Annotated in this window: 18 protein-coding genes and 1 riboswitch; of the genes, 9 read left to right on the top strand and 9 right to left on the bottom strand. The window is 61.7% G+C overall.

Translation table 11 applies throughout. The features are described from left to right. Positions 1-15: 15 nt before the first annotated feature. On the bottom strand, positions 16-1,569 hold the full coding sequence (locus tag U5A52_RS27705; RefSeq protein WP_321936919.1) for a MutS-related protein: 1,554 nt from the start codon (positions 1,567-1,569) through the stop codon (positions 16-18). Further along, on the bottom strand, positions 1,566-3,101 hold the full coding sequence (locus U5A52_RS27700; protein ID WP_321936917.1) for a MutS-related protein: 1,536 nt from the start codon (positions 3,099-3,101) through the stop codon (positions 1,566-1,568). The genes U5A52_RS27705 and U5A52_RS27700 overlap by 4 nt, the downstream gene beginning before the upstream one ends. A gap of 158 nt (positions 3,102-3,259) precedes the next feature. After that, positions 3,260-3,322, bottom strand: a riboswitch (Fluoride riboswitch). A gap of 201 nt (positions 3,323-3,523) precedes the next feature. Here U5A52_RS27700 and U5A52_RS27695 point away from each other — a divergent pair. Then, positions 3,524-3,907: an ATP-dependent protease gene (locus tag U5A52_RS27695; RefSeq protein WP_321913234.1), complete on the top strand. Its 384-nt coding sequence runs from the start codon at positions 3,524-3,526 to the stop codon at positions 3,905-3,907. 68 nt (positions 3,908-3,975) lie between these two features. On the opposite strand, the gene U5A52_RS27690 is transcribed toward U5A52_RS27695, so the two are convergent. The 4 genes from U5A52_RS27690 to U5A52_RS27675 all read right to left on the bottom strand — a co-directional run bounded on the left by U5A52_RS27690 (position 3,976) and on the right by U5A52_RS27675 (position 8,653). Next, positions 3,976-5,055 (bottom strand): porin, encoded by a 1,080-nt coding sequence (locus tag U5A52_RS27690; protein ID WP_321936916.1) that lies wholly within the window; start codon positions 5,053-5,055, stop codon positions 3,976-3,978. Between the two features lie 131 nt (positions 5,056-5,186). Continuing rightward, positions 5,187-6,524, bottom strand: a complete 1,338-nt coding sequence (locus tag U5A52_RS27685) for an MFS transporter (RefSeq protein ID WP_321913232.1) — start codon at positions 6,522-6,524, stop codon at positions 5,187-5,189. A 39-nt stretch (positions 6,525-6,563) separates the two neighbouring features. Further along, entirely contained in the window at positions 6,564-7,667 is a 1,104-nt protein-coding gene (locus U5A52_RS27680) for a M14 family metallopeptidase (RefSeq protein ID WP_321913231.1), read from the bottom strand. A gap of 38 nt (positions 7,668-7,705) precedes the next feature. Further along, positions 7,706-8,653, bottom strand: coding sequence for a gamma-glutamyl-gamma-aminobutyrate hydrolase family protein (locus U5A52_RS27675; protein WP_321936914.1), 948 nt, complete (start codon positions 8,651-8,653; stop codon positions 7,706-7,708). Between U5A52_RS27675 and U5A52_RS27670 the strand changes: the two genes are divergently transcribed. The 4 genes from U5A52_RS27670 (at position 8,609) to U5A52_RS27655 (ending at position 11,916) form a co-directional block, all read left to right on the top strand. Continuing rightward, on the top strand, positions 8,609-9,550 hold the full coding sequence (locus tag U5A52_RS27670; RefSeq protein WP_321913229.1) for a LysR family transcriptional regulator: 942 nt from the start codon (positions 8,609-8,611) through the stop codon (positions 9,548-9,550). The genes U5A52_RS27675 and U5A52_RS27670 overlap by 45 nt on opposite strands. 94 nt (positions 9,551-9,644) lie before the next feature. After that, the gene (locus U5A52_RS27665; protein ID WP_321936912.1) at positions 9,645-10,367 is read left to right on the top strand and encodes a YafY family protein; all 723 of its coding nucleotides are present in this window, start codon (positions 9,645-9,647) and stop codon (positions 10,365-10,367) included. Positions 10,368-10,399: 32 nt separating this feature from the next. Continuing rightward, positions 10,400-10,774: a VOC family protein gene (locus U5A52_RS27660; RefSeq protein WP_321913227.1), complete on the top strand. Its 375-nt coding sequence runs from the start codon at positions 10,400-10,402 to the stop codon at positions 10,772-10,774. 239 nt (positions 10,775-11,013) lie between these two features. Then, positions 11,014-11,916, top strand: coding sequence for a DMT family transporter (locus U5A52_RS27655; RefSeq protein ID WP_321936910.1), 903 nt, complete (start codon positions 11,014-11,016; stop codon positions 11,914-11,916). 87 nt (positions 11,917-12,003) lie between these two features. Here U5A52_RS27655 and U5A52_RS27650 read toward each other — a convergent pair whose 3' ends face one another. Next, the gene (locus U5A52_RS27650) at positions 12,004-12,573 is read right to left on the bottom strand and encodes a YdeI/OmpD-associated family protein (RefSeq protein ID WP_321936908.1); all 570 of its coding nucleotides are present in this window, start codon (positions 12,571-12,573) and stop codon (positions 12,004-12,006) included. 386 nt (positions 12,574-12,959) lie between these two features. Between U5A52_RS27650 and U5A52_RS27645 the strand changes: the two genes are divergently transcribed. Then, positions 12,960-14,405, top strand: a complete 1,446-nt coding sequence (locus U5A52_RS27645) for a DEAD/DEAH box helicase (RefSeq protein WP_321936906.1) — start codon at positions 12,960-12,962, stop codon at positions 14,403-14,405. A 137-nt stretch (positions 14,406-14,542) separates the two neighbouring features. Further along, the gene (locus tag U5A52_RS27640) at positions 14,543-15,427 is read left to right on the top strand and encodes a helix-turn-helix domain-containing GNAT family N-acetyltransferase (RefSeq protein ID WP_321913223.1); all 885 of its coding nucleotides are present in this window, start codon (positions 14,543-14,545) and stop codon (positions 15,425-15,427) included. 66 nt (positions 15,428-15,493) lie between these two features. Here U5A52_RS27640 and U5A52_RS43340 read toward each other — a convergent pair whose 3' ends face one another. After that, complete coding sequence (locus U5A52_RS43340; RefSeq protein ID WP_415774064.1) at positions 15,494-15,901, bottom strand: GFA family protein; 408 nt, start codon at positions 15,899-15,901, stop codon at positions 15,494-15,496. A gap of 297 nt (positions 15,902-16,198) precedes the next feature. Between U5A52_RS43340 and U5A52_RS27635 the strand changes: the two genes are divergently transcribed. Next, on the top strand, positions 16,199-16,888 hold the full coding sequence (locus U5A52_RS27635; protein ID WP_321936904.1) for a potassium channel family protein: 690 nt from the start codon (positions 16,199-16,201) through the stop codon (positions 16,886-16,888). Between the two features lie 93 nt (positions 16,889-16,981). On the opposite strand, the gene U5A52_RS27630 is transcribed toward U5A52_RS27635, so the two are convergent. Further along, the gene (locus U5A52_RS27630) at positions 16,982-17,293 is read right to left on the bottom strand and encodes a DUF4148 domain-containing protein (RefSeq protein ID WP_321936903.1); all 312 of its coding nucleotides are present in this window, start codon (positions 17,291-17,293) and stop codon (positions 16,982-16,984) included. A 911-nt stretch (positions 17,294-18,204) separates the two neighbouring features. Between U5A52_RS27630 and U5A52_RS27625 the strand changes: the two genes are divergently transcribed. Next, positions 18,205-20,397: a glycoside hydrolase family 28 protein gene (locus U5A52_RS27625; protein ID WP_321913220.1), complete on the top strand. Its 2,193-nt coding sequence runs from the start codon at positions 18,205-18,207 to the stop codon at positions 20,395-20,397. Positions 20,398-20,690 lie beyond the last annotated feature (293 nt).

Genomic DNA, 20,690 nt, shown 5'->3' with positions numbered 1-20,690 from the left:
GCTGCTGCCCTGGGGTCAAGCCTTAACGCGTGGCGAACGCTCCTGCCTATGCCCAGCATCGTCTGACTCCATGGCGTCTTCCTCGAATAAGGCGCGGTACAAGTCCTGCCCGAAACTCGTTTGCAGCGGCTCTCCCTGAATCAGGCGGAACGTGCGCTCGCCGTCTTCCCGGCGTTCGGCCCGCAGAAAGACTGCGGGAAACGCGCATTCAGTAGCGAGACCCTTTGCCAACGTGAACAGATGCGTGACAAGGCATATCTTTACGCGCGCCTCGAGCAGAGCGTCGATAATCGCTCTACCGACTTCCGAGCCCTCACGTTCGTTGGTCGATGCAAACGACTCGTTTGACAGGAAGAGCGCGTGAGGCCGGATATGGTCAACGACCTCGCTCATGCGTCTTAACTCTTCGTCGAATTTTCCGCTTTGCATCGTGACATCTTCCTCCCGCTTGTAGTGCGTGAAGATCCCGGTCGCGACGTTTGCTTCAAATGCCGAGGCGCCGACGATGCCGCCCGCCTGGAGCAGTACTTGTGCGATTCCAATACTACGCAAAAAAGTCGATTTCCCGCCCTGGTTCGCGCCGGTCACGACCATAGCATCCTTGCCGTTCGCGTCGACGTCGTTGCCCACCGGTGCGTGCTCCATACGCAGTGCGAGACTGATGTCGTACAGCCCTGAGAAGCTGTGCCTGCGCTGCTCAACCGGAAAAGGCACAGGAAAACAGACTGGCAAACCTCGCTTTGCCAGTCTGTTGCGCAAATTCATGAAACCCAGATAGAGGCCAAGCTCCGCGCGCAACATCGCGAAGAAGCGCTTGATGTGATCAGCGGACTGGGCAAGCGCGTTTGCAACGTGGTTGATGCCGCGCGCTTCAAGTTCGGCGACCGCACGGGCGCCGTTCTCATCTCGCTCGGCAATGCGGAACGTGTATGAGCGTGGCCGCCTTGCGAATAGACGGCGAATCAGATTCGGGTCCGACTCGTGGGGTCTGCGTAAAACGTAGCGGGTGCCCTTGTTGCCACGACCTGGTTGCGCACTCATCAGCACACCGCGGTTGAACCTGAGTTCCCTCAGGCAATGCTTAACAGCCGCGAAATAGTCGTCCGGCAACGCTTCGCGCACCATCGCGAAGAACCGTCTGAACCCGGCCGATTCGAATGACGACGTTTCATCGTCCGCGAGCTGGCGCAACTTCACCAACGAAGCGAAATACGCCTGCACGAGGTCTCGGGCCGAGTGCAGGACGCTGCTCGCCGAAGCCGTCAATCCCCAGTAGAAGCTCTTGCGCTCTGTCTCTTGCGCCTCCACGGCAATCGCATAGAGCCGCCGTATAACGGCCTCGTGGCTGAGACAATCCCTGAGCACGGCCTGTCGATAAAGAATGTCGCCAAGCTCATCCAGACTGACGGTCACGACCTTCTTCGCCACACCCTCGAGAAATTCGTCGCCCGCCCCCATCGCCGCAAAAACAGTGACGAGTTCGAGATCCCGCGTGAGCGTGGTTTCGTTCCATTGTTCACCGCGATGCCAGTCGAAATCGCGCTGAGCATAGAGCAACCATGCTTTCATGATGCAAGGCGCTCCTTCAGGCGTTCATAGGTGAGCCCGTACTGCTCGGCCACAGAGACGGCGTATGCGCGTCCATCGGCGGGCTTTCGGCGAATACGGAACGTTCGCTGCGCCGGATTGGACGGGCAGATTTCACTGACCATGCTCACTGTCTGCGCGCCGAGCCGGGCCAACTCTTCGACAAAGGTCACGCATACGCAAAGCGCGTCGCGTTCCATAATCCGGTTGACGATCCGGCGGCAGAGAAATAGCGCATCGGCAAGCGTCGTGGAACTGAAAATCTCGTTCATCACGATGACGCTGCGGGGCGTGGCTCGCGCCAGGATGGCGTGCATGCGCATGAGGTCATCCTGCAATTTGCCGCGCATGTCCTTCGTATTCTCTTCGCGCTCAAAATGTGCAAAGAGCTGATCGCAGAGATACAGGCGCGCCTCACTGCCAGGCACCGGGCAACCCAGCCTCGTGAGGTAGTGAAGTTGCCCGAACGCTCTGGCGAAAGTCGTCTTGCCGCCGTTGTTGGGACCCGAGACAACAATAATGCGCTCAGCACGCTCCAGCCAGAAGTCGTTGCGCACGACTGGAAGCTTGTCTGCACACAGCTTGTGCGCGAGCGCGAGGTCGAACGTATCGTGACAACGTTCGGCCTTGCTCGACGACGAAACCACCGGGAAGCAGAATGGAAGACCTTGCTCCCGGCAATTCTGAATATAGGCGTCGTACGCGATGTAGAACTGCGCCTCGCGGTCGAATGAGGCGATGGTGGCGTCAAGGAAGTCAGTGTGATTGAGCTGGAAGCTGGCGAGCATCGCAAATGGTTGAGGCTGGAGCCTGGCGACGTAGTCCAGTATCTGTGCCTCGACGTGATTCATTTCCGGCCATTCCTTAACCTCGACACTGTGGTCCTTGACCTCACCCTGCTTGAATCGCTCGAAAATAGCCACGACGTATGCGCTGTAATCGCTCTCGCGGTCGTCATTCAGCACGGTCACCGCGTTGCCGTGAATGTGCACCGCGTATCTAACGGCTTCCAGCGCCGTCTGCAGGTCCACCACATCTCGCCTGAGTCCGATGAAGTCCTCGCCACGAAGATACCCTGCAAGCCACGCGCTGAACTCGCGCAAGCCTGCCGACTTCGGGTGAGTCTCATGTAGCGTGGCTTCTAACGTCCCAAGCGCATCGCAATACCGGAACGCAGCTTCGAGAAACCACCATTGTTTTTGTCGCGGATAGTAAAGCTTCTCTGCCTGTGCCAGCGCTGAGCGCATCTTGCGCATCGACTGCGCAAACGCGTGAATACAGCGGGAAATCTCGTGGCTCCCGAGGTCGCGCATCACGTCGTGCCGGTACCGTATTGCACTCTCGCGATCGAGCGCTGTACGAAAGAACGGCTTCAGGTCGTACTCGTCATAGCCTTGCGTGAGCTTCAGCTCAATCTGGTCGAGATTCAGGTCGCCAAAGCACTCCGGCTCGTGCACTTCGCCAGCAGGCGGCCCGTCTTCGGGTGTCTCAAACAGGATGCTGTGAAATCCCATTTCCAGTCCCTCGTCGCCACGCCTTTGGCAGAGCGCGACGAAACCCAGGCCCAACGAAGGTTGGGCTGTGACGATGTGAACCGGGAGATGCCGTCTTGACGGCACAGACACAGGTGGGGCCAGCGAAGAAACCGCATGCACCGACAGTGCCTGTTCCCAGGCCGGTAGGCATCATTAGCCCGTCGGGGCGGTTCCAGGAGAATGCCATCTCCTGCAACAACGTTACGCCTCTATCGCCAGCGCTGCAAGCCCCCAGGCGGGCGTACCCGGGCAGAACGCGGTGTGTGGCAGCTGCCGCATCGACAGCGTTCGAACGCGCCGCAGGCCGCCTGCGCGGGCATCGCAGTTGCGAAAGTGAGGGCGTCTCGGGCGTCCAGTCGCGGCCCGCGCGATAATGTGCCACGGCCCACATGAGATATGCGATGACAACCCCATTCGACGAGGCAACAACGGCGGCGATCGCCGCGTTTGCCCAACTGGACTTCTACACGGCTGTGCAGGCGATGCGCGCCGAGGCCGACTACGACCGCGAACGCGACCAGTGGATCTCGCACTACATCGACGAGCACGGCGGCGGCGTGGACGATGCGGCATACGACGCCTTGCACGCGCAGGCCCAGGCAACGCCGGAATACGCGCAGTTCGTCGATGCCGTTCGCAGGGAGATCCTGGAATACTTCGGCGTGACCGACGATCAACTGGACTGGATGGTCCTGCTGCGCGACGACGACAGCGATGCGCTTTGGGCGGAGGTCAACCGGCAGCGCAACGTGCTGGGCACCGGTGAAGTGCGCGGAGACCTCTGATCACCGCTGGGCGTCGGGGTGTGACCAGAGCGTCGCCCCCGAAAATCAGGCCGTACCCGCGAGAACGGCTAGAACAAATGCCTGATGCCCACACGCGACAGGAATTGGCTGTCTGTCGACGAAGTGCCGGCCAGCGCGATCGATGCCTTGGTGCTGTCCCCGAATGCTCGCTGCGCATGCACGTCGAGGTAGACATCTGTGCGCTTCGAGAGCAAATAGTCCACGCCGCATGAGAGCGTGAGCCAATGCGACGCATCGAGCTTGTCGTACGTGAGCTTGGTAGCGAGCACGAGATCGGGCCGGGGCCGATACTCACCGCCGACGTGAATCACCTGATCCTGTGCGCTGGCGTTTCCAAGTTCCAGATGGGTATTGGTATAGACCGCTGACACCCGCCATTGACCCGGTGTATAGGTTGCACCAAATCCGAAGATGCGCTGCTTGTCGACGAGCAACGCGGTAGCGGGCGTGATCGGGCGCCCGAAGATTTCCGCCGCGCCAGTCATGCCGACATAGACGGGGGCGCCATTGATATCGGTGTAGAAGGCGCCTGCGGCAAAGGCGCTGCCGGCGTATTGCACCGTTGCACTCACCGCGCGACCGGCGTTTGTCGTGGTGTTACCGGAACTTGCGCCGAAGCTGTACTGCGCTCCGGCCGAAAAGCCCGCAACCGTGCGCGACATGAATTGCACCGTGTTGTTCAACCGCTCGCCGGAAACGCGATCCAGGTCGCCGTTTTCAACACTGTAGATGCCACACGACAAGCACGGCAAATAGCGGATCATGGAGTACGCGAAGTCGTATTGACGCCCGAGCGTCACATCTCCAATCGACGCATCGCCCAGGCCGACATAAGCCTGCTTGCCGAACAGCAGTCCGCCTTGCCCCAACGTACCCGTGTTCACCGAATAGCCGTTTTCCAGCTTGAATAGCGCATGCTTGCCGCCGCCCAGGTCTTCGACACCCGTGAAACCTAGCGAGTTGCTCTTGTTGATGCCGTCTGCCATGGCGAAAGACGAACTGCCGTGGACGTTGCTCACGTAGGTCAGCCCTGTATCGAGGCTGCCGAAAATCGTCACGCTCGACTGCGCGTTCGCAGCACCGTGCATACCGGCCAGCACGAGGCCGGCGATCATGGTCTTTTTCATGTCTCGTTCTATTGTCTTTATGGTGAAAATGCAGGCGCGCGAGCGCCCCTGCCAGGCTTACGCCCGGCATGATGCGAAGGTGCGGTGAGTAGCTGGCCGGGCGCGGGCACTGCCGCGCACGGTGCCGAACGCTATCTGGACACGTCCACGTTGCGTGTTTCGGGAAGCATCGCCATGGCGGCAAGGCTCAGCACACTGGTCGCCACCATGTACCACGCGGGCGCCATCGGGCTTCCGGTCCAGGCAATCAAGGCCGTCACGGCGAACTGCGTGGTGCCGCCGAACAGCGTCGTGCCGATTGCGTAGACGAGCGACACACCCGTGCTGCGAAAGCTGGCGGGCAGCAATTCGGGCATGACCACCATCGCCGCCGTTGCGCTCATGGCCGTCAGCAACGCGAGAATCACCGTCACCAGCAGGAAGCTCGTTGCGCCCGGCGCGGCCTGCAGCCACAGGAACATCGGCACGCTCAACAGCATCAGCAGCACGCGCGGTGCAATCAGCACGATCTTGCGGCCGCGCATGTCGCACAGCCATCCGCCGGCCAGGCCGCCTGCAAACGTCAACAGGCCGCCGACCAGTGCGCTCGTCTGCGCGATCGTTGGCGGCAGCTTCAGCGTCTGGATGGCGTAGGTCGTCATGTAGTTGCCGATCTGCGAGGAGACCGCGCCCGAGAGCGTCATCAACACGCCCAGCACCAGGTAGCGCCGATGCGTACGCACGACGCCGCCCAATACCTCAGACGCCGTGCGAGCGTCGTTGTCCTCGAGCGTTTCGGGCAGACTCCGGCGAATATAGACAGCCACTGGAACGAGCAGCAGGCTCGCGATGAACGGAATACGCCAGCCCCATGCCGCCAGTTGGTCCGCACGCAATGTCATCGATACCAACACACCGAATACGCCCCCCACGGCGACTGCAATGCCCTGGCTTGCGAGTTGCCAGCTTGCATAGAGCGCACGCCGCCCAGGTGGCGCGGCTTCGATGAGAAGCGCCGTCGCCGGACCGACCTCGCCGCCTAGCGCAAAGCCTTGCAGAAGCCGGCACAGCACCACGATGAGCGGCGCCGCCATGCCGATGCTGGCATATGACGGCGTGGCGGCCATTCCCAGCGTGCCGACCGTGATCAACGCAACCGTGAGAATGAGTGCGGGCTTGCGGCCCGCACGATCGGCAAAAGCGCCGATCAGCACCGCACCTAGCGGGCGCGTGAAAAAGCCCACGCCGAACGTCGCCGCCGCAAGCAGCAGGCTCCCGTACTGGCCACCGACCGGAAAGAAAGCGTGCCCGATATAGACGGCAAAATACGCGTAAATCACGAAGTCGTAGAATTCGAGCGCATTGCCGGTCACGGCTGCCGCAACGGCCTTGCGGCTGATGACCGGGCGCAGGCCGCTGACGGTTCCGGCCGGCGCTGTGTTTGGGACGCCCTGGCAGTTGCCGGGTGCGTCGACAAGGGTAGATCGCATGATGTCTCCGTTATCGGGTGCGGTTCGTTCGCAGGCGCGTCAACCGGCCTCGGTCGCGTTCGCTGGCTCCTGCAAACCGCGCACGGTCTGCAGAAATACGTCGCGCCCCTGCTGCCAGATCGCGGCTTGCCAGTCGTCGGCCTGCGGATAGAACGCGTCCTTGAGCGCCTGACGAATCGACGCGGCCTGCGCCACGTCGGCGCCGCCGCTTCGGTGCAGCCAGTGCTCGGCGCGCATGGCGGGCAGCACGAGCGAAGGCGGATGCGTACCGAACTCCAGGCAGATATTGGTGTGCTCGGCCTGCGGGCACGCTTCGAACTGTCCGTACTGAATCGGGCCGGTCATCGGAATGCTGGTCGACGTGCCCTGATTCACCGAGGTCACATCGTCGCCCCACCACCGGCGCGCGCGCGCCAACGCGCCGCCTTCATCGAGACAGGCGAAAATCCGCTCGCCGTGGCCATAGGGACCGAGGCCCGTATGAATGTCGATCGAGCCGATGCGAAGGCAACGCTGGGCGTACTCGCGAAGAATCCGGCGAAACGTGCGATTGCTCCACGCCGGTTCGGCGCCGCCGTAGTGAAGACCGTCCGCGAAAACGTACTGACCCAGTCCGACTGCACGCTGAAAGCCGCGGGCACCCCATTGCCTGCGCAACAGGTCGAGCGTCGATTCGTTGTCGTCAGCGGGCGGCCACGTGGCCGGCAGCAGCAGGTCGTGGATTTGCGCGTAGCGTTCGTTCACCGGCTGCGCGGTGCTGAAGTCGACGAAGTTGCGGTTCAGATCGACGTTCTCGTGTGTCGCGCGACGTGAATGCGAAAAGCCGTACGGGTTGATGGCATGGATATGCAGCACGGCAGTGTCGGCGTCGGCGACACGCCCGAGACCGAGCACGCCGGTCTGGATCGCGGAACCGCAATAGCCTTCCACGCCGTGCACGCCGCTAATGAGGATCACGAGTTTCGCAGCCTCGCGCGGACCGTCGAGCACGACATCGGTCGCGAGCACTTCTCCATCTTTGCCTTCGAGCGGCAGGACATGCGAGTCGACGGCGAGGCCGCGTGCGGTGGCGGCATTGAGGAATTTGTCGCGCGCTTCAGCGTAGTTGCGACTGAACAGGGCGCGAAATTGAGTGTTCGACATGATTCGATGAGGGGGTTGCTGTGTCTCGCGGGCGCACGTCAAACGCGCGCATTGTGTGCGCGCGCGTCACGGCGCGAACGGCAGGCGGCACCAAAGGCTTCGAAAATGGCGAGCGACAGCGGGCTGTCGTCGATGCGCATCTCGGGGTGCCACTGAACTGCCAGCGCAAACTGCGGCACGCAGCCAATCGAGAACGCCTCGATCAGTCCGTCGGTTGCGACGGCCTCCGGGCGCAGCCCAGCGCCCAGGCGGTCGACTCCCTGGTGATGCAGCGAATTCACCTGCTCCACCGGGTTCGTGCCGATCTGGTCGAGCACACCGCCGCGCATGATCCGCACAGCGTGGCTGTCGTCGTACCAGCGTTCGATAGGCCGGTCGTGATCGCCTTCGCGATGATCGAGCCGGCCAGGCTGCGCGTGCACCGCGGCCTCGAGTGTGCCCCCGTACATGACATTGAGCTCCTGCAAGCCACGGCAAATGCCGAGCGTCGGGATGCCGGCCGCGATCAGGTCCGGCAACACGTCGAGAACGGCTGCATCGCGCCAGCGGTCCTGCCGTGTCGTTTCCGGCAGCGGCGAAGCGCCATAGCGCTCGGCGGCGACATTGGAAGGGCTGCCGGTCAGCACGATGCCGTCGAGCGTCGCGGCCAGCGTCTCGCCGTCCAGTGCCTCGGTGCAGGCCGGCAACAGCACGGGCAACGCGCGCGCGATCGTGGCAACGGCACGCACGTAGCCGTGCAGGACGGAATGCCCGCGATGCCCGTAGTGCTCGATGCTGTCGGAGATGATGCCGACAACAGGACGGCGCTGGCTTGGGGTCGTATCGAGAGGCATGGGCGTGAAGAGTGAGTCAATGCCCGCGCAGTCTAAGCAGCGCTGCGACTTGTGTACATTGCGTATTTCTGGGGGATACAATGCAGTTTCTGCAAGTGAACCCACGAAATGAACACCCGCCAGATCCGGCACTTTCTCGCCTTGCTCGACCACGGCTCGCTTGCGGCCGCGGCTGAAGCCGTTCATTTGAGCCAGCCCGCGCTTTCCCGCAGCATCCGTTCGATGGAAGACCTGCTGGGCGTGCCGCTCTTTGACCGAACCGAGCGCCGGCTGCGGCCGACGCCCTACGCACAGGCCTACGAGCCTCGCGCGCGGCGGATGATTCTCGACGAAAAGGAAGGCGCGCGCCTGCTGGCGCTGATGCAGTCGGGCGAATCGGGGTCGCTCGCGTTCGGAATGGGTTCGTCACTCGCGCCCATTCTCCTCGAGCCCATCGTGCTCGGCTTGATGAACGCATCGCCCGGCGTGAAATTGCATAGCGTGATCGAAACATCCGAACGGCTGGTGGCCGCGCTATTGGCCGAACGCCTGGACTTCTTTGTCGGCGATATTCGCGTTGCGCGCGAGCACGCCGATTTGCGCGTCATGGCGTTGTACCCATGCACCTTCGGCTGGTTCGCCCGGCGCGGACATCCGCTCGCGGGCCGCCGGAAGGTGACTTTCGACGATATGCGCGCGTATCCGCTCATTGCCGCCGGTTACGTCGAACCCTCGCTGGCCAGGCGCCTCGGCGACCTCTATGGCCTGAATGCGCCTGTCATCGACTATTTCTCCGTGACGACCGACGACGTCGGCACGGTTCACAGCATTCTGCAAAAGAGCGACGCCATCGTCGCCCTGACCGAACTCGCGATCGTCTCGAAACTGGAATCTGGCGATGCGGTGGCGCTCGCCGTCGATCCGCCATTGGTCATGGACCTGACGCTCGGCATCGTGCATCACGCCGAGCGCACGCTCGTGCCCGCTGCGCAGCAGGCATTCGAGATTGTTGCCGACTGTTTTTCGAGGGTCGGCGCGCGCATTGTCGCTGCTAAAGCCAGCGGGCCGTGAGCCGATTGCTTATTGAACGCGCACCCCATACATTCGGTCTGCAGTAACGGGGCACGTCGTCGATTTCCTTCAGTATCGATATCCGGATTGAGTTATGTCCCGTGCCGAACGTCTCCTTCAACTCCTGCAAGTGTTACGTCGTTATCGACGCCCTGTGAGCGGCCAGGCCCTCGCTGACGAGCTCGGCGTGAGCATCCGCACGCTATACCGGGACATCGCCAGTTTGCAGGCGCAAGGCGCCATGATCGAGGGGGAGCCCGGCATTGGCTACGTGATGAAACCGGGCTTCATGCTTCCCCCCATCATGTTCCGCTCGGAGGAACTCGATGCCCTGGTGCTCGGCATGCGCTGGGTGGCCGATCGCGGCGACAAGACGCTATCGGCCGGCGCGGTCAGCACGCTTGCGAAGATAGCCGCTGTACTGCCCGCTGAATTGCGCCGCGAACTGGAGGAATCTTCGCTGCTGGTCGGCGCGCCGTTGACGAGACCGGCCCACATAATCTCGCCGGACCTTTTGCGTGCCGCGGTCCGTGCGGAACGAAAGCTCGAAATAACTTACGTGGACGGCGCTGGCATTCACTCCCGGCGTATCGTTTGGCCTTTTGCCCTGGTGTATTTCGACCAGGCGCGAGTCCTGATGGCGTGGTGCGAGATGCGAGCCGATTTTCGGAATTTCCGTTCGGATCGGATCTTGAGCGTCGAGCAGATGGAGGAGCGCTGCCCAAAGAGGCGCTCCACACTGCTTCGTGAGTGGCGCAAGCGCAATCAGGCCGCCAGCCGCACCATACTGCCAGAATCTGACAGTATCGATCAGTAGACTGAAGCTCCTTTCTTGGCGAGGAGTTCAAAATGAAGTTCGCATCGGTTCGCGTTGTGACCACGGATATCGAAAAGCTGGTCGAGTTCTATCAGAGGCTTTCCGGGATCGAGGCTGTCCGTCTGGCCGATGGGTTCGCCGAAATGCGATTCGAGGGCTCTACACTGGCGATATCATCTGAGCACCTGATCAAGCTATTCAATGTCGGCGCCGCCACTGCCGCAGCCAATCAATCGGCAATCCTGGAGTTCGAAGTGGAGGACGTCGACGCGGTGTTCGAACGGATGAATGCATCCGGAGCAACCATCGTGATGCCGACGACGTTGATGCCTTGGGGCAATCGCTCGCTCCTGCTGCGCGACCCGGATGGGAATCTCGTCAACCTGTTTTCTCGCCCCGGGCGTTGAGAAAAGCCGCCTTCCCGATGGCCCGCTGCTTCCCTGTTGCGGGTTATGACTTTTGCATGAGAGGCAGCGGCGGCGGGTGAATGCGGCGCGTCTCCTCGACCGGCAGAGCCGATAATCACGCAAGTCGCATCTCTCGCTGACCGGTCGGTCGCGATAGCGCACACATGGCCATGATTTTCGGCCTGGCTCTCACCAAGCCTATGAGATCATGCCAGGATTCACGTCTAATGCGGCAGGTCATGTCATCTTCCAGCGCAACGTCCGCCAACGCCCTTCCCCTGAGCAGCATCGGCAGCATACTCGCGTCCATGTTCTGCTTTGCCGTGGTGGACGCGCTGGCGAAGACGGTTGCGCTGCAATATCCAGCCAATGAGGTGACGTTCTTTCGGATGCTGTTCGGCTTGGTCCCCGCGGTGATGATGTGCTGTGTGGGACCTGTTTCCCTGACCAGGCGACTGGCAAATGTCGATCTTGGAGGGCAAACCGTGCGGGCGTTGATGCTTCTGGGCGCATCGGGCCTTTTCTTCGCGGGATTGCCTTACGTCCCCTTGGGTGAAGCGGTAGCGCTTGCCTATTCCGAGACGTTGATCGTTATTCTCCTCGCGCCGTTGATTCTGCGAGAACGCTTGACGCTGCGTTCGATAGCGGCAGCGATCGTTGGATTCCTGGGCGTGCTGCTCGTGGTGCGTCCGGGCGGTGGGCAGTCGAGCTGGCTCGGCCCGGCTTTCCTTCTACTGAGCGCGGTCTTTGGCGCGTTGTCCATCTTGCAGATAAAGCGCATTCGCTCTACCGACGACTCGGAGACGACAGTTCTCTTCTTCACCAGGGTGGGAACGGTCGTTACCGGATGCACACTTCTATTCAGCTGGCGAACGCCGTCCGCTGGTTCGCTGCTGATTATGGCAATTCTCGGAGCCTTCGCGACAGCCGGGCAACTTTTAATGACGGTGGCTTTTCGTCAGGCGGACGCAGGCAGACTCGCACCCTACAACTACACAAGCATCGTGTGGGCGGCGGTGTTCGGTTACGTCGTGTGGCATGAGACGATGCAACCGCTATCCCTCTTCGGAATAGCGCTGATTGTTGGTAGTGCAATTGCCGTCGCCGTAAGCAGGAAGGATACCGAGGGTCCGCTTGCGTGATGCAGCGGTCTTTTGCAACCTCGCGGCTTCTCCGGGCGGCAGAAACCGACGCTCAGCCGGATTTTCGTAACGGCCGATCATGCGCGTCTAGGGATGAATGGTTTCGCCGCGATTCAGCATGCCGATGAACTCCTCGATCTTGCGCACCCGTGTCGCGGGCTTTTTGGCATTCTGTATCCGAAACAGGATGGCGTAGCGGTTTCGGCCGCTCAGCGTCGCAAAGAACGCGCTGGCCTTGGGATTGGCATCCAGTGCGGCCTGCAGATCGTCCGGCACGACCGAGTTGCTGGCCGAGGTATAGGCGGCCTCCCAACGGCCATCCCCTTTGGCTTTCTCGACTTCTTGCATGCCCGAAGGAAGCATTCTGCCTGCCGCGATCAGCGCTTCGGCCCGGTCTTTGTTGAGTTTGGACCAGATACTTTTCGCGGAGCGTCGGGTGAAGCGTTGCAACCAGTATGCTTCACATTCTGTCTGTTTTTGGCCGTCGATCCAGCCATGACAAAGGGCACTTTCCAGCGCCTGTTCGTAGGTCAAGGTTGGCTTCCCGGCACCCTTTTTGGCGAGGCGAAGCCATATCCCGGTCGCGGTCGCGCCGTTTTGCGTCAACCAGTTTTCCCATTCATTCTGGTCAAGGAACGTCAGACGAGGCTCAGTCATGGAGGATCCGAATGGTTGCAGTCAGGCAGCGAGGCATTTTCGTTCACCAATACCTCGCAGATTACCGATTTGCGCGAATTTGGGAATACCCGATTGATCGACGATTCAGCGTGTACCCATCGGGAATCCGGACAGCAAAGACATGATGTTTCAAATCGATCAGCAATAGTCTGAGGGTCGCGTCTCGCTAACGCAAACGAAGCGATAGCACTCGCAAATGAGTAGGATTGCTTATTTCCACAACGAATGGCCCGACAAGATTTCATCCTTGTTTCGGGCAGCGGGTGTCGGCGGTGCCGCGCATCGCCGCCTCGTAGCACAGCTTGCCAGCGCGGCGCGATCAGCCGGTAACCGCTAGAATTGCGGTTTTAGCCCGGAATACGCCAATGTCTTTTGCCTCGCTTGGCCTGATCGATCCCTTGCTGCGCAATGTGCAGGACCTCAATTACCAGACACCTACGCCGGTGCAGGCCAAGGCGATTCCTGCTGTCCTCAGTGGCCGTGACGTCATGGCTGGGGCACAAACCGGCACTGGCAAAACGGCGGGGTTTGCGCTGCCGCTGCTGCAACGGCTGGTGCAACACGGACCGGCGGTGTCGAGCAACCGCGCGCGCGTTCTGGTGCTGGTGCCCACGCGCGAACTGGCTGAACAGGTGCTGCAGAGCTTCATGGCTTACGGCAAAGGGCTCGACTTACGATTTCTGGCCGCCTACGGCGGTGTGAGTATCAACCCGCAGATGATGAAGTTGCGCAAAGGCGTGGATGTGCTCGTTGCCACACCGGGCCGTTTGCTCGACCTGAATCGACAGAACGCCGTGCAGTTTGATCAGGTACAAACGCTGGTGCTCGACGAAGCCGACCGCATGCTGGATCTGGGCTTTGCGCGCGAACTCAACGCCGTTTTTGCCGCCTTGCCCGCTCAGCGCCAGACCCTGCTGTTCTCTGCCACGTTTACCGACGATATCCGCGCCATGGCGGCGAACATTCTGCGCGGCCCGGTCAATATCAGCGTCAGCCCGCCCAACGCAACGGCCAGCAAAATCAAGCAGTGGGTGGTGACGGTCGATAAAAGGAACAAGCCCGACCTCTTCATGCACCTGGTGGCCGAGAACCACTGGGAGCACGCGCTGGTGTTCGTCAAAACCCGCAGTGGCGTGGATTACCTGGCGGCCATGCTGGAAGATGCGGGCTATGCGGTCGACACCATCCACGGCGACAAACCGCAACCCGCGCGTCTGCGGGCGCTGGAGCGCTTCAAGACGCGCGAAGTCCAGATGCTGGTCGCCACCGACGTGGCCGCGCGCGGGCTGGATATCGACGACCTGCCGCTCGTGATCAACGTGGATCTGCCGATCGTGGCGCAAGACTATGTGCACCGTATTGGCCGCACCGGCCGCGCGGGCGCCAGCGGCGTGGCGGTGTCCCTCGTGTGCGCCGATGAAGCGCCGCAACTGGCCGCGATCGAAGCGCTGATCCGGCAAACGCTGCGCCGTGAAGAAGAGCCGGGCTTTGAAGCCGAACACCGCGTGCCGGAAACCAGCGCGACGGGGCAGATCATCAAGAAACCCAAAAAGCCCAAGAAGCCCAAAGTGCCGCAAGCGGCGACGGGTGCCGTGCAGGCGCCCGGCAAAAAACCGCGCCCGCAAAATGGCGCAAACAAACCCAAGCCTGCAGCGCAGCGCACGGTGGCCGCGGGCAAAGGCACGAGCCTGACCAGCGGTAGCCCATTCAGCGTGCAAAAGCCACGCGGCAAACCCGCCAGCAAGCCGGCTGCGGGTTCACGTAAGCCAGCTGGCAAACCCGCGGGCGGCCGCGGCAAACGCCAACCCTGATCCGTGGGGATGCGTCACGTCAGCCCTGGAACAGGCTGGCGGTACGCGGCCGGCATTCATCCGAGCCTGTCCTTTGGGGACAGCACAGCATCGACTCTATGTTGACGGGAGCCATATCTCTGACTAAAGTCAGAGATATGAGCGCAGCCGACATTCTCCAGATTCGACGCTTTAACCGTATCGTCGCCGAAAGCATCGGCGCCATCGACGATCATTTCCTCGGACGCGGCCGCCCGATGGGTGAATCACGCCTGCTATGGGAGATTGGTGTCGACGGTGCGGACATTCGCGCGCTTCGCGCGCGGCTAAACCTTGATTCAGGCTATGTCAGCCGGACCCTGGCGTCTCTTGAGCGACAAAACCTTGTTGCCGTCCTCACTCATCCGAACGACCGGCGCGTACGCCGGGCCTGCCTGACTGCACAAGGGCTCACCGAAAGGGCCGAACTCGAGCGGCTCTCCGACGCCGTCGCTTCACGTGCGCTCGAGCCGCTCAGCGATGAGCAGCGACGCAGACTGGTCGCAGCCATGTCTGAGGTTGAGCGTTTGCTACAGGCATCCCTTGTGCAATACGTGCTTGAGAAGCCGGATAGCGATGATGCGCAGTGGTGCTTTGAGCAATACTTCGGTGAGCTAAACGAGCGCTTCGAGGCGGGATTCGACCCGTCCATGAGCCTGCCCGCAGATGCTCATGAACTGACGGCGCCGGAAGGCGCGTTGATCGTCGCGAGACTCCATGGAAGCCCCATAGGCTGCGTCGCGCTGAAGTTTCACAAGAAGTCTCCGGCCGAACTCAAGCGAATGTGGGTGAGTCCCGCCGCCCGTGGTTTGGGTGTAGGCCGCCGGTTGATTGTCGAGGCGGAGAAGCGTGCCCGGCAGGCCAAAGCGCGCGTGATTCGCCTGGAGACAAACCGCGCTCTGCGCGAAGCGATTTCGCTATACCGGCAATCCGGATACATCGAAGTCGATGCGTTCAGCGCGGAACCCTATGCCCATCACTGGTTTGAAAAGCGGCTGGTTTGAACGGCCTCGCCGACATAGGGCGCTGCTCGTGCACAGTCGCACAATCGCACGATAGCGGTGAGCGAATCAGGGCGACTGAGGATAGTGAGGAATTGTCTGACTAAGGCAAACCCACGGTTGGGCGCTCGATGTCCAGATATCCACCATCGGCTGAAACTCCGACGAATTGTCGAGCGTAGGGAAACGGACGGACATGACTTCTGGTGCAGTCTCGCCATAGGTGAACAGAGGAGAGCCGCAATCGGAACAAAAGCTGCGAGTCGCGAGCCGGCCACTGCCGGCGCGGACCGAGTACGTCTTCGGCGTCCCCGTGATCGTCATGTCCGAGACCCGGACGATGAAGCCGGAAGCAAAAGGAGCGCCGCTTGAGCGCTGGCAGTCCAGACAGTGGCAGTTTAACGTCGCAATTGGCGCGCGCGAGCATACGTAACGGATCGATCCGCATGCACAGCCGCCGGAAAATGGAGCAGTCACGTTACTGTTTCCTCCTTCGCCCTAACTCGTTTTCACCGGGATCTCGCAGATCCCTCACTGGAGGCTTGCCACCAGGCGCCGCCTCAGCGCGGGCGCAGTGTAACGCCACCCACATTACAAGGCAAATAGCCGGTTTCACCCTTGCGAACGTCCTGTTAAGGTAATCGTGACTGTCCGCCACGGGTCGACTCGCGCCAGCGCGGGCGAACGCGGCTGCGTGTGCTACCGCTCTATACTTCCGTCACACGCGGCCCGGCGGGTCTGGCCGAGACATGCGCGAACCCAGGGGAGAACATCATGGCCTTCCATACCACGCGCGAAGCGCTGTCTCGCATTTTCTACCAGCGCTGTTTCTGGCTGTTTGTCGTGCTGCTCGCGCTCATCGGCGCGGTTTCGTTTGTCCCGGCGAGCGATAGTGGCCGCCTGTTCCTGAACGTCGTCAATATGTTTCTTCTGATCGCAACCGTGGCAGCGGTCGGACGCACGACACTGTCGTTTGCGATTGCGCTTTTGCTTGCCATTCCGGCCATGTGGTTCCAGTACCTCGGCCTTTGGCACGACGACGATAGCAGCCTTGCCGTATCCTGGCTGTTCTGCGCAGTGCTCTATTCCATCACGGTTGCCTATCTTCTGCGCTACGTTTTCCAGCCCAGGATCATGACGCCTGACAAGTTGTTTGGCGCGGCGGCGGCGTATCTGTTGATTGGCGTGCTTTGGGCGTACATATACGCGAGCATCGGATTCTTCTATCCGAAGTCGTACATGATCGTCGGACAATCGGGGCGGCTCGTTTATGCCGACGCGCTTTACTTCAGCATCACCGTCCTCACAAGCACCGGCTTCGGCGACATCACGCCACTCACGCGCCCGGCGCGCGGCATGTGCATGGTGGAACAGATCACCGGCAGCTTGTTCGTCGCGATCCTGATCGCGCGCCTCGCCGGTGTGTACCCTCCGCGAGAGAGTTATACCGACGGCAAATCATAGGCAGCGCGACGTTCAGTCGTGCCTGCGTGATTACCGGCGCGCACGGTTGCTGCTCGCCAGGTGCGAGGAGGTCCGCAGGGCCGCCGGGGCATCTCACCCGGGTTGAACCTGTTGGCAATCCGTCTGGAACCAGTGGTCGACCAGCCGCTGCGCCGCGTGTAGATCATCCGGGTAGTTTGGGTCGTCGTTCCAGGGCGCCGGGTCGTAGCCCGCCTTCCTCAACGCCGAAAGCTCGCTTTGGCGTTGCGCCTTTGTTGGCGACGGGTTGCTTTTCAGCGCGGCCAGGTCACGGCACTCCGTAGGGCTCAGATGCGGCCCGCTTTGTGGCGCGCCTGCGGTGGCGCACCCCATCAGCATGAGCGCCAAGGCAGCAAGCGTCGCGCAGTTTCTCGGGAGGGTTTTCATAGCGTATCTCCACGCGTCCGATAGGCACGACTCACGCGGCGCAACGCCGCCGGTCGCGCTCGACTTCCGCGCATAGATTGCATTAGCGTGGCGACGCGTAGTGAGGCGGCCGGCGTCGATCGCCGCTTCTCCTGAATCGCACCTGCGTCGGCAGCGAGCAGGTCGAATGCAATCAGACTGTTGTTACGAGCAGTATATGAAAGAGTCGACCGTTCGGTTCCCTTATTTTGACGGACCGGGAGCGCCGGGGGTGGCGTTCGAGGCCCGAAGCCGACTGGAGACAGCGGGCTGCCAAATGACGATTGTGCGCCCTGCAGGCTCACCGCCACGCTTTCGCCGCTCCGCATTGGGCCGCAACCGATGGTGTTCTCGCCCGGCCAAGCCGATGCGCGTGCGAATTCACCAATCAGGAATCCAAATTAACAGCCAATCATCGCCGCCCCGGACAATCGCAGGCGGGCTTCGTCATCAACTAACGCCGCTGGCTCGTTCGAACGCCGAAAGACCGCACGCACTCGTTGCCTGTCCTTATGCGTCGCAAACTTCAACATCGGCTTCGCCTCCATTACAAATACCCAACACACCTTCACACCAAACAACGCCGCCCGCGTTGCATCGGAGAACCCCACCCCGCTCGTCAGACAAATTCCCAACGCCCGTAAGCTAGCGGTAGATATGCGCGACAACTGGAAGCACCAGGTTCATCACCTAGATAAATCTGATTGACGATTTCGATGTCGTCTGACAACAATATCCATGGTGATCGGCCAGCCGCTCCTGTTCGATCTCTCTTCGCTGTAACCGTGCCTCTCCCGTTCGCAATAGCGTCGTCACGCGGCCCAAAGGCCGCCGAAGTCCAGCCACCCTGTCAGCGAAATAAATCAGCGAGATAACATAGGATAACGAACCAAATGACAACACAAGGCAAAGACGATCCCCTGCTCTCCGAAGGCTGCACCAACGCCCCCGCCTCGCCCAAACGGCGCGCGTTCATGGCCTTTGCCGGCGCGTCCGCAGGCGCAAGCCTGCTCGCGGCCAGCCGCGGTGCGGCAGCAGCAGACTCCATGTTCCCCACGCCTGCCACCTTCGGCGGGCACCTTCCGCAGCCGCCCGGCCACGCCGCCGGCGACCCGATCTGGGGCCCGGACGGCCAGGCCACGGCCATCATCAGGAGGCTCGCTCACGTCGATCGCTCGCTGTTCAACCGCGCCGAATTTCACGTGACGAGCTACGGCGCGCGCACGCTCCCCGCCTCCGCGCTGATTACGTCGACCGCATGGCCGAGCGGCAAGATTCCATGGGTGACGGGCGGCACGGAGCAGACCGCGCATCCGACCAGCGACCTGCAAAGCCCGGGCTCCGGCGTGATGGTCCCGTGCGACTACACGGGCACGCAATACGACTCGTGCAGCGCATTTAACACCGCAATCGTCGACGCGAGCCGCGCCGGTGGCGGCCGCGTGGTGATCCCGGCCGGCAACTGGTATTGCGGCGGCCCGATCGTGCTGCTGAGCCATGTGAATCTCCACCTGGAGTCGGGCTGCACGATCTATTTCAGTCCGAACCCGGCGGACTACGCGAAGAATGGCCCGTACAAGACGGCGAACGGCAATCTGTACCACACGCGCTGGCAGGCGAACGACTGCCTGAATTTCGGCTCGCCGATTTACGCCTTCCGCCAGACCAACATTGCCGTCACCGCCGACGACAACACCTGCGTGCTGAACGGTCAGGCGATGACGCCCATGCAACCCAGCACCCAGGCGCCAACCTCCTGCTGGTGGACCTACAAGGGAAGCAGCAACACGTACGGTTGCGCGGGCTCGTCAACGCCCTCGCAGGCTTATGCGAATCCGAACAACGTCGCGCTCACCAGCCTCCCCGCCGCGCAAATCCAGAACCCGCAGGCCAACGTCTCCTTCACGAATCAGTACGGAACGACGACTACCCTAATGGGCCTGCTCACGGGCACGGGCTGGAACCAGGACCAGAACTATCTGCCCGCGCTTTCCGAATTGCGCGTGCCGGTCGAGAACCGCATTTTCGGCAACGGTCACTATCTGCGTCCGTGCATGATCGAGTTCATCGGCTGCACAAATGTGTATTTGCAGAACTATCACACGCAGAACACGCCGTTCTGGCAACACCACCCCACCGACTGCACGAACGTGGTGATCGACGGCGTGTTCGCCGACAGCGTCGGGCCGAACAACGACGGCTTCGATCCGGACGCGTGCAACCACGTGCTGGTGCAGAACGTTCAGTTCAACACCGGTGACGACTGCATCGCGATCAAGTCCGGCAAGTACCTCGACACCGAGTACGGCCCGATGCAGAACATCGTCGTGCAAAACTGCACGATGCAAAGCGGGCACGGCGGTCTGACGATCGGCAGTGAAATGAGCGCGGGCGTGCGCAACGTCTATGCTCGCAACCTGACGATGCAAAACGAGAACTGGGCGAGCAATCCGCTGAATATCGCGCTGCGGTTCAAGAGCAACATGAACCGCGGCGGGTTCATCAACAACGTGTGGATCAACGGAGTGACGCTGTCCAACGGCGTGAACCTTGCCGGCAAGTACGGCGGCGGGTCGCTCGGCGCCGCGATCAGCAAGATCACGGGTACCGGAACGACCGGTCTCGCGACGAACCCGTCCACGGGCCAGGGCGGCCTGATCACGTTCGACTGCGATTACAGCCCGTCCGGCGACGCAGTACGCTGGAGTCCGTCCGTGATCAGCAACATCAACATCACGAACGTGAACGCGAGCAACGTCTCGGGCGCGGTGTCGTACTCGATGCCTTCGGGCTTCGCGGCCGGGTCGAACTCGTGCTTCCAGGCGCTCGTCATGCAGGGCCCCGAGGCCGTCGATTACAACGGTCCGCTGCCGGTGCCGACCGTGAGTCCGATCAGCGGCGTCACGATCTCGAACTGCAACCTCGGCAATCCGGTGTGCACGGGCGCGGCGCCGACCACGCCAGCAACGTCCGCGTCGGCCGCGCCGGGTCCGGTCTTCGCGAGCAATGTGAGCGGCATTACGCTGACCAACGTGGTGATCGCAGGCACCACGTACAACACGTCGCTGACGGCACCGGCAACCTGATGCCAACGCACACGGACGCGGGCAACCGCGTTCGTGTGCGTGGCGTTCGCGCAGTCAACGCCGGTCGTCAGTGTGGTTCCTTGCCGGTCGTTGGCTGCCGGGGTTGGCGCTTCGGCTCATCCCCCGATTGAACCGGCTCGCGCGTACAGGCGTCCGGTGGCATGACAAAGGGAATGTCGTCGCGGCAACACGCATAAACCGGAAACCCGTAAGCGTTTGTACCGACGATGGTCGTTGGCCCGTGCAGCGGGCACACCGCCTTCATGGCGCCTCCTGAAACGCATTGATCAACT

Source organism: Paraburkholderia sp. J8-2 (assembly GCF_905220195.1).
Classification (GTDB): domain Bacteria; phylum Pseudomonadota; class Gammaproteobacteria; order Burkholderiales; family Burkholderiaceae; genus Paraburkholderia.
The sequence above is the reverse complement of the archived record's forward strand: the minus strand, read 5'-3'. Positions and strand labels throughout refer to the sequence as shown.